The sequence below is a fragment of the Geobacillus sp. FSL K6-3411 genome (assembly GCF_037965715.1).
GTDB lineage: Bacteria > Bacillota > Bacilli > Bacillales > Anoxybacillaceae > Geobacillus > Geobacillus thermodenitrificans.
Genome location: NZ_CP150187.1, coordinates 2,824,507 through 2,837,978, shown reverse-complemented (window position 1 = coordinate 2,837,978; position 13,472 = coordinate 2,824,507). Strand labels below are relative to the sequence as shown.

Here is a 13,472-nt window from a genome sequence, read left to right as displayed (position 1 = left end):
CATGGAAATGAAGTATGACCGCATTTTAATCCGTTATGGGGAAATGACGACAAAAGGAAAAAACCGCAATATTTTTGTTCGACGGCTAAAAAACAACATCGCCCGCAAACTGCAGGCGTTTCCTCGGATCAAAATTGAATATATGCGTGACCGAATGTACATTTTATTAAACGGTGAGCCGCATGAACCGATTATCGACAAGCTGAAAACGGTGTTTGGCATCCACTCGTTCAGCTTGGCGATGAAGTGCGAAAACGATTTAGCGGCTATTAAAGAGACGGCGCTCGCTGCTGTCCGGCAGCTTCCATACAAAGGAAAAACGTTTAAAGTGAGCGCCCGCCGCGTCGATAAACAGTTTCCGTACCGAAGTGATGAGCTTAATCATGAAGTTGGGGCACATATTTTGCGGCAGACGGAAGACTTAACGGTCAATGTGCGCCAACCGGATATTGATGTGCGCATCGAAGTACGCCAAGACGGAACCTATGTTACGTGCCATGACATTTTCGGCGCTGGCGGCTTGCCGGTGGGGACGAGCGGCAAGGCGATGCTCATGCTCTCAGGCGGCATCGACAGCCCGGTCGCCGGGTATTTGGCGATGAAGCGCGGTCTCGAAATCGAAGCCGTTCACTTTTTCAGTCCGCCGTTTACAAGCGAGCGGGCAAAGCAAAAAGTGATCGATTTGGTGCGGAAACTGACCGCGTACGGTGGAAAAATCAAGTTGCATATCGTACCGTTTACCGAAGTGCAGCAAGCCATTTATCAAGGGGTTCCAAACGAATATTCGCTGATTTCCACTCGGAGGGCAATGCTAAAAATTACAGACGCCTTGCGCCGCCGCCAGCGGGGGTTGGCGATCGTCACCGGTGAAAGCCTCGGCCAAGTTGCGAGCCAAACGCTTGAAAGCATGTATGTGATTAACGAAGTGACCAACACACCGGTTTTGCGCCCGCTCATTTCGATGGATAAAATGGAAATCATCGAGATTGCTAAGCAAATCGACACCCATGATATTTCCATTCTTCCATATGAAGACTGTTGCACCATTTTTACGCCGCGGGCGCCAAAAACAAAGCCGAAAAAAGAGAAAGTGCTTCAGCACGAGAGCCAGCTTGATCTCGCTCCGCTTCTTGAAAAAGCGATCAATGAGACGGAAACCATCGTGATTGATGAAGAAGCTGGACAGGCTGACGAGTTCACTGCGCTGTTTTAAATCTCAAAATTTACCAAACATGTTGTTGCATATTGCTGTCTGTTTTCACACATTCTATACGTACAAAGGAGGTGAAAACAGATGGCACGCAACAACAACAGCAATCAATTGCTTGTTCCGGGCGCACAACAAGCGCTTGAGCAAATGAAATATGAAATCGCCCAAGAATTCGGCGTCAACTTAGGCGCTGACACGACATCGCGCGCTAACGGTTCGGTCGGCGGCGAGATTACGAAACGTCTTGTCGCTATGGCGCAACAACAATTGGGCGGTGCACGTCAATTCTAATTTTATAATGATGGCTTACGCGGCGGGGAGCTCCCCGCCGTTTGTTATGACAAAAGTATTCAAAATATAATAATTATTTTGTATAATAAAAGGTGTCGGAGACGGCAAAATGAACAGAAGAGGGGGAGAGGAACGATGAAGCGGGAAGAACTGATCGCTCCTGAGCGCTACAATTTAACGTCCGAAATGGAACGGCATGCGGCAGCACATCCGGAGCGAATTGCTTTAAAATGGGAGAATGAGCGCGGCGAAACGAAAGAGATTACATACGGTCGCCTCATGGCGCGCGCTAACCAAATTGGAAACGCTTTCTTATCGCGCAGGCTGGAAAAAGGGGATAAAGTGCTTGTCATGGTTCCGCGGCTGATTGAAGCGTATGAAGTATATTTAGGGGCGCTCAAAGCCGGGCTTGTCGTCATCCCAAGCTCGGAGATGCTGCGGACCAAAGACTTGGAATACCGATTGTCCCATGGAGAAGTGAAGGCAATCGTTGCCTATGAACCGTATCTCGACGAATTCGCTCCGATCGATGGCGTGGACAAGTTGTTGAAATTTTCGATCGGTGAACACGAGCATGACGGTTGGGTTCGGTTGGACGCGGCGATGGCGGCGGAAAGCGAAACACTCGCAGCGGCCGACACATCGCGCGACGATATGGCGTTTTTATCTTACACATCTGGAACGACCGGCAATCCGAAAGGGGTCGTCCATTGCCACGGCTGGGCGTACGCCCATTTGCGCACGGCGGCGAAAAACTGGCTGTGCATTGAAGAGACGGATCTCGTTTGGGCGACCGCTGGACCAGGGTGGCAAAAATGGATTTGGAGCCCATTTTTATCGGTGCTCGGTTCGGGAGCGACCGGGTTTGTCTATTACGGCCGCTTTGAGCCGGAAAAATATTTGCAGCTGTTAGAAAAATATCAGGTCAACGTGCTTTGCTGCACACCGACCGAGTACCGTCTGATGGCGAAAGTGCCGGATATCGGCCGCTACGACTTATCGCATTTGCACAGCGCCGTCTCGGCTGGTGAGCCGCTCAACCGTGAAGTGATCGACACGTTTGCCAAACATTTTGGCATCCAAGTGCGCGACGGTTATGGACAGACGGAAAATACATTGCTTGTCGGTGTCATGAAGGGGATGGACATCAAACCGGGATCGATGGGGAAACCGACGCCGGGCAACCGTGTCGAAATTATCGACGAAAACGGCGAACCGTGCCCAGTCGGCGTTGTGGGAGATATCGCTGTTCATGTAGAAACGCCAGCCTTATTTAAATATTACTATAAAGATCCGGAACGGACGGCGATGCAGTTCCGCGGTGACTATTACATTACCGGCGATAAGGCGAGAAAAGACGAAGACGGTTATTTCTGGTTTGAAGGCCGCGGCGATGATATCATCATCAGCTCCGGTTATACGATCGGCCCGTTTGAAGTGGAAGATGCGCTCGTCAAGCATCCGGCGGTAAAAGAATGCGCGGTTGTCGCCAGCCCGGATGAAGTGCGCGGTCATGTCGTCAAAGCGTTCGTCGTGCTCCGTGATGGAGTCGATCCAAACGATCCATCGCTCATTCCGGCGCTGCAGGAACATGTCAAACAATTGACCGCTCCATACAAATATCCGCGCAAAATTGAGTTCGTCGATGACTTGCCGAAAACCGTGTCGGGAAAAATCCGCCGCGTCGAGCTTCGCGAGCGGGAAGCGCGCCTTGCAGGCCGCTCTTCTTAAACACCGTGAGAAGGCGTGTGAAACACGAGCTTAACGAAAAGACGTCAGAACTGCCTGTCTTCCTAAAGGATGAAGGGGAAGCAGGGCGTCTTGAAGCCATCCGCCAAATGAAAGAGAGGGTGTCCCGAAAGCAACGGGGACACCCTCTCTATTTGCACCGAACACTTCCACAGATCTGATCTTGGAGACCTTTCCCGCGGTTTATAAAAAGACGCGCTTCACTTTATCCCAGAACGAATTGTCTTTCAGCCGTACGGTTTTGATGACCCGATCGCTCAGGCGGATGTCGATTTGTTCGATATGTTGGATGCTAAGCGCCTCGTTGTCGAGGCCGATGATCGGAAAATGGCTCGTTTCTTCCGACATTTTCAGCGTCAGTTTCCGCTCGCCGCTTAAAATGAACGGCGAACCGAGCGTCCGGTAGCGGTTACTGTTGAGCGAAGCGAGCTCGCTCACTTGGAAACACGGCAAGAGCGGATCAACCACTGCTCCGTGCACCGACTTATTGTAGCCGGTGCTGCCGGTTGGGGTTGAGACAATAATGCCATCGCCGCGGAAGGTTTCAAAATGCAAGTCGTCAATAAAGACATCGATGGCCATCGTTTTAATGATTTGCGAACGAATGGAACATTCGTTTAGGCAGAAAAAGGAGGCGGTGCCATCGATCGTCACTTCGATGATTGGGTAACGTCGTACTTCTAATTTCCAGTTTCTCGCCGCTTCAACGATATGATCGATATGATCAATTTGGAAATCACAATAAAATCCGCGTGTCGGTAACGTTGACACACCGACGTATAAACGGTCGGGGTGGAACCCGGTTTGCCGGACCGCCTGCAAAAAAGCTCCATCATCGCCGATGCTGACGATAATATTCGCTTCTTGAGCGTCGTCGACCACGACAAACGGCCCGCGTTCCGCCCGTTCAATGAGCGGCTTTACCCGTTCGACCAACTCGTCATCCCGCTTATAAAAAAAATAAAGGCGATTACGTTCCATGTCCATCTTTGCGCCCTCCTATTGGCATCATGCTTAAACCGATGTACAATGAATATTGTACCACGTTTTCCATGATTATAAAAATATGGACAGTCCATGCAAAGGGGGAAGAAAATGAATCGAAAACGGTGGACGGCGTTGGCGATTGCTGCCGCGTTATTTATTATTTCTGTGCTTGTTAATGCCGTTGGTATCTTGCTGTCTGATAAGTCCGAAACATGGTCGAAAAATTGGTTGTCGCTTATGGAAGATTCATTTAACGAGGAAGTGATCGAAGACGGCGATCCGTTGAAAAAAATCGTTGTCTTGGAGGTGAACGGTGTCATTGAAGATACGGGCGAAGCGGAAACATTCTTTTCCTCGTCGTTTTATAATCATCAAGCGTTTTTGAAAATGATTAAACAGGTGAAAGAAGATGACAGCGTCAAGGCGATCGTATTGCGCATCAACTCGCCGGGCGGCGGGGTCGTTGAAAGCGCGGAAGTTCATAACCAGCTGTTGAAATTGAAAAAAGAGACGAAGAAGCCTATTTATGTGTCGATGGGAGCGATGGCAGCCTCCGGTGGCTATTACATCGCCACAGCGGGTGATAAACTTTTTGCCAGCCCGGAGACGATCACGGGTTCGATCGGCGTCATTATGCAGAGCATCAATTACGAAGGATTGGCGAAAAAATACGGCGTCGAACTCGTCACGATCAAAAGCGGCCCATACAAAGACATCATGAATCCAGCGCGCAAAATGACGGATGCGGAGCAGGAGATTTTGCAACGGCTGATCAACCAATCGTATGAGGGGTTTGTCGATGTCATTGTTGAAGGAAGAAAGTTGTCGGAAGAAGCGGTGCGCAAACTGGCTGATGGCCGCATTTACGACGGCCGCCAAGCGAAAGCGCTCCAGTTGATTGATGAGTTTGGCTATTTGGATGATACCATTGCAGCACTGAAAAAAGAACATCGGCTTGCCGATGCTCAAGTCGTGAAATATGTCAGTGATACTCCGTGGAGTTCATTGTTTGGCGTGATATCGAACAATGCTAAGCCAGAAACGGAAGCGTCCGAGCTCATTCGCTTGTTGTCGCGTCCGTCATCGCCACGGCTTATGTATTTATTTAGTGAGTAAAGGAAGTGGGAAGATGACTGATACGCAAGCCATGGCGCCGTCTGCAGCCGAAAGCCTGCCGGTGGAAACAGCCCCCCGCTACGGCGGGTTTTGGCTTCGCTTTTGGGCATATTTGCTTGACATCATCGTCGTTTCAAGCATCAACCGGCTGATCGTTTGGCCGCTGTTTCGCTTGTTCGACTGGCCGTTAGAGAGAGATCATTTGTTTGCGCCGGCTGCGGTGGTGGCGGCGATCGTTTTTTACGCTTATTTTGTCTTAATGACGAAAACGTTCGGACAGACGCTTGGCAAAATGGTGTTCGGCTTAAAAGTCGTCGATGAGCGGGGCGTGCCGCTTACATGGCTGACGGTGCTGTTCCGCGAAGTGGTTGGCAAGTTTATTTCGAAAAAACTGTTGTTCATCGGTTTTTTGTTTGTCGCTTTTTCGGAAAAGAAAAAAGGGATGCATGATCAGTTTGCCGATACGATCGTCATTCGCGATTGACGGTCTTTGGTTTGTATCGGCTGATCATCAATGATATCGACCTGCCGCTCCGGCAGGTTTATTTTTTTTCCATATGGTGACAATGATATGGTGAAAGGAAGTGCGGACATTGAGAGGAATAATCATAGCTGTCGTGGTGGTTGCTCTTTTTCTCCTTCTTGTCGCATGGATGAAAGTCGCGGTGACGGTTGTCTTCCGCCATGCCAAAGACGATGATGAGTATAAAATTGTTGTGCGCACGCTATTTGGTCTCATTCGTTACACGATTCGCATACCGCTCATTAAGCTCGAAACCGAATCGGAGTCGCCCGGTGTGACGTTTGTTCATAAAGAAGGTGTTGGGGGGACGCGAACGAAAAAGGAGAAGAAAAGCAAATGGACACCGAGAGACATTGCTCATTTCTTTCGTCAAGTCAAGCAATTTCTCAAGCAAGTCGTCGACTTGCATGAAATTATGAAACAGTTTTACCGTCATGTAACGATTACCAAATGGGAATGGAGAACAACGATCGGCACCGGTGATGCAGCGTCAACCGGATTGATCGCCGGGCTTGGTTGGTCGTTGAAATACACCATCATTGGTGTGGTGAGCCGCTACACGAAGATGAAAACGGTACCAGTGATTATGATCGTTCCTTCGTATGACCGAGCGGTTTCGGAAACAGCGTTTTTATGTATGTTTCAGTTTCGAATCGGGCATGCTATGTTAGCAGGATTGCGAGTGGTCAAACATTGGAACGGACGGCGCTTGCCGAAACGAAAGCCGCTTGCGGCCAAACAGGCAAATGAAGGCTATTAGGAGGAATGAGCATGACGAACCATCCAATCCAAGGGTTAATGACAACAGCGATGGAAAACTTAAAACAAATGATTGACGTCAATACGATTATCGGCGATCCGGTCGAGACGCCTGATGGCAGCGTTATTTTAACCGTGTCGAAAGTCGGGTTTGGGTTTGCTGCCGGCGGCAGCGAGTTTATGCTCGACGGCCAGCAAAACGGCCAAGGAGCTCAAGCTGGCGCAAACGGGCAAAGCGGGCAAAACGGACAAAACGGACAAGCCCAAGGGAGCGGGCATCCGTTTGGCGGCGGCAGCGGCGGTGGTGTCTCCATTACCCCGATTGCGTTTCTTGTCGTCAATTCGTCAGGGGTCAAACTTCTCCATTTGGATGAAAGCACGCACTTATACGAGAAACTACTTGATGTCGCCCCGCAGGCGTTTGAGAAAATTCAAGCGATGTTGAAGAAAAACAAGAAAGACGAGGCATCCTCTGCTTCGGCAAATGACTTTGACATTTAGCTGGGCGCTGGACATGTTTTTGTCCGGCGCTTTTTCTAAGTTGTGGAAACCGAAAACAACAGTCTCTGTTGTTTCATCAGATGCTACAAACTATTTTTTTGAATGTTCATTCAAATTAACTTTCTAGCGAAGGCAAAACGATTGCAAAAATCTTTTCCGTGTTCTAATATGGAAATAGTACATATTTTTTCTTAAGGGGAGAGAAATGATGGCTAATGTGACGTTTAAAGGAAATCCGGTCACGCTCGTCGGCAGCGAAGTGAACGTCGGTGACAAGGCGCCGGATTTTACGGTGCTTGACCAAAACTTGCAAGAAGTAACGCTCGCCGATACGAAAGGACACGTCCGCTTAATCAGCGTCGTTCCGTCGCTTGACACTGGGGTTTGTGATGCGCAGACGCGCCGATTTAACGAAGAAGCGGCGAAGCTTGACAATGTGAAAGTGTTAACCATCAGCGTCGATTTGCCGTTTGCACAAAAACGGTGGTGCGGCGCTGCCGGCATTGACAACGTCCAAGTATTGTCCGACCATCGTGACGTTTCGTTCGGACAAGCGTACGGCGTCTTGATCAAAGAACTGCGCTTGCTCGCCCGCGCGGTGTTTGTCATCGACAGCAATGATACGGTGACGTACGTAGAATACGTGCCGGAAGTGACGAACCATCCGAACTACGAAGCCGCGATTGAAGCAGCAAAAGCAGCGAAATAATGGAAAAAGGCCCCGATCCGTTCGGGGTCTTTTCTTTCCTGCCGACGCTTTTCTTGCCGCACAGGGGGAATCCGGCGTACAATAGCAAAAGGAAATGGCCAGAAAGGTGGGATATACGGAATGATGACGCCAGTTGAGCGGCTGTTCACTGTATTGGATGAAACAGCTCATATTTTGCAGGAAGAATTGCAATGCACGTATTTAGAAGCGGTCGCCGAAACAGGAGAAAATTTGTTTCACGGCGACGTGTTGCAAGACGAAGTGAGTGAATTAAATGCTAAACGGTTGAAAAAACAATATCGCGAACTCATGCTCGACCGGTTTCAAAATGAGGAAATCCGCAAGGCGTTCCAGCTCGCCGTCTTAAAAGGGATGCGCCAACATATCCAGCCGCACCACCAAATGACCCCGGATGCGGTCAGTTTATTTTTGGCGTATTTAGTCCGTCGGTTTACACGCCCGCATTTGGCGCTTACCATCCTTGACCCGGCCGTTGGCACGGCGAATTTATTGACGGCGGTGCTCAACGGTCTTAGTGGCAAACAGGTGAAAAGTTATGGCGTCGATGTGGACGACTTGCTCGTCAAACTCGCGTATGTCAACGCGAACTTGCAAAAACACTCGCTGCAGCTGTTTAACCAAGACAGCTTACGCCCTCTTTTTGTCGAACCGGCCGACGTCATCGTCTGTGATTTGCCGGTCGGCTATTACCCGGATGATGACAATGCGTCTCGTTTTGCTCTAAAAGCGGAAGAAGGGCAGTCATACGCGCACCATTTGTTGATTGAACAAAGCTTGCGGTACACAAAAGACGGCGGTTATTTGTTTTTCCTTATTCCTAATACGTTATTTTCGAGCCCGCAAGCAGAACAGCTGAACCAGTTTCTAAAAGAGACGGCCATCGTCCAAGGCGTGCTGCAGTTGCCGTTGTCGATGTTTAAACATGAACAAGCAGCGAAAAGTGTATTTATTTTGCAAAAGAAAGGACCGATGGCCAAGCCGCCAAAAAACGTGCTGCTTGCCGAGCTGCCGCGCTTTTCGAACAAGACGGCGATGCAGGCAATGATGGAAAAAATCGAGGCGTGGATCGCCAACGAGAAGGGAAGTTGACGGCCTCCAAAAAGGGAGGCCGTTTTCATTTTTCGCAACATAAAAACTTTTTGTTGCAACCGATTACTGAAGGGGGAAGCGCTTGAAAGAAAAACAAGGGGGGCATACAATGAAAAAGGCATAGTGAAATAGCGCCCAAGCGCGCACACTAAAGATGGGTGCGATCGGATTTCGTAAAAAGGAGCTGTTTGGATATATGGCGAAAGTGTTAGCCATTAACGCAGGTAGTTCATCGTTGAAATTCCAATTGTTTGAGATGCCGGCGGAAACGGTGTTGACGAAAGGGGTCGTCGAGCGCATCGGTTTTGACGACGCGATTTTCACCATTGTTGTGAACGGGGAAAAACAACAGGAAGTGACCGCCATCCCGAACCATGCCGTGGCGGTGAAAATGCTGTTGGATAAATTGATTCGCTACGGCATTATTCGGTCGTTTGAGGAAATCGACGGCATTGGCCATCGTGTCGTTCACGGCGGGGAGAAGTTCAGCGACTCCGTGTTAATTACCGATGAAGTCATGAAACAAATCGAGGAAGTTTCCGAGCTCGCCCCGCTCCATAATCCAGCCAACCTCGTTGGCATTCGGGCGTTCCAGGAAGTGTTGCCGAACGTGCCGGCGGTGGCCGTGTTTGATACGGCGTTCCACCAAACGATGCCGGAACAATCATTTTTGTATAGCTTGCCGTATGAGTATTATACGAAATTCGGTATTCGAAAATATGGATTCCACGGCACGTCGCATAAATACGTCACCCATCGTGCCGCCGAATTGCTCGGCCGGCCGATCGAACAGCTGCGCCTCATCTCGTGCCATTTAGGAAACGGCGCGAGCATCGCGGCGGTGGAAGCAGGAAAATCGATTGACACGTCGATGGGCTTCACTCCATTAGCGGGCGTAGCGATGGGAACGCGTTCTGGTAACATCGACCCGGCGCTTATCCCGTATATTATGGAGAAAACGGGAATGACGGCGGATGAAGTGATTGAAGTGCTGAACAAACGAAGCGGCATGCTCGGCTTATCTGGCCTTTCAAGCGACTTGCGCGACCTCGAAAAAGCGGCATCGGAAGGGAATGAACGGGCAGAGCTGGCGCTTGAAGTGTTTGCTAGCCGAATTCATAAATATATCGGTTCGTATGCTGCGCGCATGTGCGGTGTCGACGCCATCATTTTCACCGCCGGCATCGGCGAAAACAGTGATGTCGTGCGCGCGAAAGTGTTGCGCGGTCTCGAATTCATGGGGGTTTACTGGGATCCGGCATTAAACAAAGTGCGCGGCAAAGAAGCGTTCATCAGCTACCCGCACTCGCCGGTGAAAGTGCTCGTCATCCCGACGAACGAAGAGGTTATGATTGCCCGTGATGTGATGCGGTTGGCGCATTTGTAATAGAGCCGGATAGCGCAAAATAAAATGAAGCGGCTCTCTCCTAGCTTCTAGGAGGGAGCCGCTTTTTCGTTGGTCGAAGCGTTTGGCAGGATACCTGCTGTTTTTTGCTATACTTATGGATGAAGACGATAAGCGAAGGAGAGACGAACGATGAGCACGATCGAACATAAGCAAGAAGCCCCGAAAACCGTCCGCTGCAAAGTCGTGACGATCAGCGATACGAGAACGGAAGAAACCGACCGGAGCGGCCGGCTGATGATCGAGTTGCTGACCGAGGCGGGGCATGACGTTGTTGGCTATGACATTGTGAAAGATGAGGAAGCCGCCATTCGCGAGGCGGTGCTCGACGGCTGCCGTCGCACTGATGTCGACGCAGTGCTCACAAACGGCGGCACTGGCATCGCCAAGCGCGACGTGACGATCGAAACGGTGAGTGCGCTGCTCGAGAAGGAGATCGTCGGCTTTGGCGAATTGTTCCGCTTTTTAAGTTATACGGAAGACATTGGCTCGGCGGCGATGCTGTCGCGCGCCATCGCCGGTGTGGCGATGGATACCGCCATCTTTTGCACTCCTGGCTCAACCGGAGCGGTGCGCCTTGCGATGACGAAGCTCATCTTGCCGGAACTTGGACATGTCATGAGGGAGATTCGAAAAGACCGGTAAAGGAAAACGTGTCCGTTCGGTAAGAACGGACACGAAGTTTAATCACACGTTTTTCTGTTTTTCCCTTTCTTGATTGCGAAGGATAAACCGCTGGATTTTTCCGCTCGGCGTTTTCGGAAGTTCGGTGACAAATTCGACTTCGCGCGGGTATTCGTGCTTCGATAAGCGTGTTTTGACGAACAATGACAGCTCTTCGGCCAGCTCGTCCGATGGAGCATAGCCCTCTTTCAGCACGACAAACGCTTTGACGATTTCCCCTTTAATAGGATCCGGTTTGCCGACGGCGGCTGCTTCGACGACGGCTGGATGCTCAAGGAGGCAGCTTTCAATTTCGAACGGTCCGATGCGGTAGCCGGCGCTTGAGATGATATCGTCAGCCCGCCCTTGGAACCAAAAATACCCGTCTTCGTCTTTGTTCGCCAAGTCACCGGTCAAAAACCACCGGCCGACAAGCCGTTCGGCTGTCTTTTCAGGATCTTTCCAATATCCTTTAAAGACGTTCGGAATGGAATCGATGTTAAAGGCAATTTGCCCAACTTCGCCGTCAGCGACCGGGGTTCCATCTTCACCGAGCAAGGCGATGTCAAAGCCCGGAAGCGGGCACCCCATCGAGCCCGGGCGGATGTCCATCGCAGCAGCGTTGAGATTTCCAATCAGCATCAACGTTTCCGATAAGCCATAATGGTCGTGGATCGTGACACCTAAGTGCTCTTGGAAAAAGCGAATGACTTCCGGATTGAGCGGCTCGCCGGCTGAGCTCATCGCGCGCACTTTCAGGTGATAGCGGCCGATGACATCGGCACCGGCTGCGGCCATCGCCCGGTAGGCGGTCGGAGCGTACGCAAAGTTCGTGACGCCGTATTTTTCCATCAGTGAATAGCATGTTTCTGGTTTAAACGGTCCCTCATAAAAGACGATCGGCACCCCAAACGCCATCGGGGCAAAGGTGCAGAAAATCAACCCGTACGCCCAACCTGGGTCGGCCCCACCGAAAAAGACATCATCATCCCGCAAATCGATGGCATAGCGCATGTATGGATAAATATTGATCAGCACGTTATGCGGCCACATGGTGCCTTTTGGCATTCCAGTCGATCCGGACGTATATTGGATGGCAAGCAGATCATCGGCCGTCGTTTCTTCGAGCGAGTGCTCGGTCGATTCTTTCGAAAGCGTTTTCCAAAATGGGGAATCTTGGCTATCTTCGCGCTCATCATCGACGACAAAAATGTGTTCGAGAGTCGGCATTTTTTCCTTTGCCGGTAGTTTGGCGCGTTGTTCCTTGTTCGTCAAAATCACTTTCGCCTCGGCATGGTTGATGCGATATTCGATCGCCTGTGGGCCAAACGCGGTAAAGAGCGGCACGTACACGGCGCCGACTTTCCAAGCTGCCAAAATATAAACGACAAGCGCAGGGTTTTTCGGCATGAGCGCGCAGACGCGATCCCCTTTTTTCACTCCTAGTTTGCGGAACACATTCGCCATTTGGTTGGACCAATCGCGTAATTGTCGATACGTGATCGTTTTCTGCTCTCCTAAAGCGTTTTCATAAAAGAGCGCAATGCGATTCGGATCATTGGCATAGCGGTCGCATACTTCATGGGCGACGTTGAATCGGCTGTGGGGATCTCCATCATAATGAGCAAATACGTGATCCCAGGAAAACGATTGGATGAGTGAGACTGGTGATACGTTGTTAACCATCTTGATCCCTCCGTTGTTTGAAAAAGACTTAAATTAATAATAATAGAAAAATATATAAAATTCAATATATTATTGTTAGATAACACCGATAGTAATAAGAGAATCTGTTTAGGAACAATTTGTGTTAGGGTGCTGAACTTGGCAGAACCAATGAGGGGGGTATTCATTTCTAGGCTGGTGTCCCTAGCGTCTCGTTCCTTCTTTGCATAAGCAACATTTCGAACGATGATGCTGGAAGCTCCTCCTTTTTGCTTCCTCTTGGATTTCGAGGATAAAAAAATTCTCCGATTTTTATCGGAGGATGCGAAAAGAAAACGGCGTTCTTACCGATTTGGTAGTGATGAATGAATCAGTCAGGACGTTGGAAGGGAAGTCATCAAGGAAATGATGATGGATTTGAGCAAGCGATTGTAGTAATCACCGACAATAAGAAAGAATACGTCATCGTTAACGGAGCTAGTATTGCAGGTAGGGAATTAGAAAATGGTGAAGTGAAAGGGAGCGATCAAAACAAATGAAATGGTAGACGAGCAATGATAACCGAATTTTCACACAAAACCGGGTAATGATATAGTAAAATTAGAGAGACGGGGAATGGGGAAATGAGCTTTTTTTGGGTGGGATTTCTATTTTGGTTATTCATCGGAGCCTCAATTTTCCTTCTCATTTGGGGAGGGCTGAGAAAAAGGGCGATTCATTTGGTAAGTAGTGCCTTATTATTTTTACCGATTGCGTATTATTTCAGCGGAGCGGAGAATGCGTT

14 protein-coding genes are annotated in these 13,472 nt (G+C 49.8%); 12 read left to right on the top strand and 2 right to left on the bottom strand.

The genetic code is table 11. The annotated features are described in order from the left end of the window. Nucleotides 1-7 precede the first annotated feature (7 nt). From thiI to NSQ22_RS14420, 3 genes are all read left to right on the top strand, one after another. Nucleotides 8-1,213, top strand: a complete 1,206-nt coding sequence (gene thiI / locus NSQ22_RS14430) for a tRNA uracil 4-sulfurtransferase ThiI (RefSeq protein ID WP_011887981.1) — start codon at nt 8-10, stop codon at nt 1,211-1,213. A gap of 81 nt (nt 1,214-1,294) precedes the next feature. Next, nucleotides 1,295-1,501: an alpha/beta-type small acid-soluble spore protein gene (locus NSQ22_RS14425; protein ID WP_008880894.1), complete on the top strand. Its 207-nt coding sequence runs from the start codon at nt 1,295-1,297 to the stop codon at nt 1,499-1,501. Between the two features lie 135 nt (nt 1,502-1,636). Further along, nucleotides 1,637-3,232, top strand: coding sequence for an acyl--CoA ligase (locus NSQ22_RS14420; RefSeq protein ID WP_008880893.1), 1,596 nt, complete (start codon nt 1,637-1,639; stop codon nt 3,230-3,232). 201 nt (nt 3,233-3,433) lie between these two features. Here NSQ22_RS14420 and NSQ22_RS14415 read toward each other — a convergent pair whose 3' ends face one another. Continuing rightward, the gene (locus tag NSQ22_RS14415; RefSeq protein ID WP_008880892.1) at nt 3,434-4,237 is read right to left on the bottom strand and encodes an NAD kinase; all 804 of its coding nucleotides are present in this window, start codon (nt 4,235-4,237) and stop codon (nt 3,434-3,436) included. 108 nt (nt 4,238-4,345) lie between these two features. Between NSQ22_RS14415 and sppA the strand changes: the two genes are divergently transcribed. The 8 genes from sppA (at nt 4,346) to NSQ22_RS14375 (ending at nt 11,005) form a co-directional block, all read left to right on the top strand. Beyond that, complete coding sequence (gene sppA, locus NSQ22_RS14410; RefSeq protein ID WP_171355326.1) at nt 4,346-5,353, top strand: signal peptide peptidase SppA; 1,008 nt, start codon at nt 4,346-4,348, stop codon at nt 5,351-5,353. Nucleotides 5,354-5,384: 31 nt separating this feature from the next. Then, complete coding sequence (locus NSQ22_RS14405; RefSeq protein WP_253264525.1) at nt 5,385-5,837, top strand: RDD family protein; 453 nt, start codon at nt 5,385-5,387, stop codon at nt 5,835-5,837. A 169-nt stretch (nt 5,838-6,006) separates the two neighbouring features. Further along, nucleotides 6,007-6,636, top strand: coding sequence for a DUF2953 domain-containing protein (locus NSQ22_RS14400; RefSeq protein ID WP_087960381.1), 630 nt, complete (start codon nt 6,007-6,009; stop codon nt 6,634-6,636). Between the two features lie 11 nt (nt 6,637-6,647). Beyond that, nucleotides 6,648-7,136 (top strand): GerW family sporulation protein, encoded by a 489-nt coding sequence (gene ytfJ / locus NSQ22_RS14395; protein WP_008880888.1) that lies wholly within the window; start codon nt 6,648-6,650, stop codon nt 7,134-7,136. A 208-nt stretch (nt 7,137-7,344) separates the two neighbouring features. After that, a complete protein-coding gene (gene tpx, locus NSQ22_RS14390) occupies nt 7,345-7,845 on the top strand; it encodes a thiol peroxidase (protein ID WP_087960185.1) in 501 nt (166 codons plus the stop codon). 120 nt (nt 7,846-7,965) lie between these two features. After that, a complete protein-coding gene (locus NSQ22_RS14385) occupies nt 7,966-8,955 on the top strand; it encodes a class I SAM-dependent methyltransferase (protein WP_008880886.1) in 990 nt (329 codons plus the stop codon). Nucleotides 8,956-9,151: 196 nt separating this feature from the next. Then, nucleotides 9,152-10,342 carry an acetate kinase gene (locus NSQ22_RS14380; protein ID WP_008880885.1) on the top strand — a complete coding sequence of 397 codons (1,191 nt, stop codon included), beginning with the start codon at nt 9,152-9,154 and terminating at the stop codon, nt 10,340-10,342. 150 nt (nt 10,343-10,492) lie between these two features. Beyond that, on the top strand, nt 10,493-11,005 hold the full coding sequence (locus NSQ22_RS14375; protein ID WP_008880884.1) for a molybdenum cofactor biosynthesis protein B: 513 nt from the start codon (nt 10,493-10,495) through the stop codon (nt 11,003-11,005). A 42-nt stretch (nt 11,006-11,047) separates the two neighbouring features. On the opposite strand, the gene NSQ22_RS14370 is transcribed toward NSQ22_RS14375, so the two are convergent. Further along, entirely contained in the window at nt 11,048-12,709 is a 1,662-nt protein-coding gene (locus tag NSQ22_RS14370) for an AMP-binding protein (protein WP_011887971.1), read from the bottom strand. A 344-nt stretch (nt 12,710-13,053) separates the two neighbouring features. Here NSQ22_RS14370 and NSQ22_RS14365 point away from each other — a divergent pair, with 344 nt between their 5' ends. After that, nucleotides 13,054-13,227: a hypothetical protein gene (locus NSQ22_RS14365; RefSeq protein WP_011887970.1), complete on the top strand. Its 174-nt coding sequence runs from the start codon at nt 13,054-13,056 to the stop codon at nt 13,225-13,227. Nucleotides 13,228-13,472: the final 245 nt, after the last annotated feature.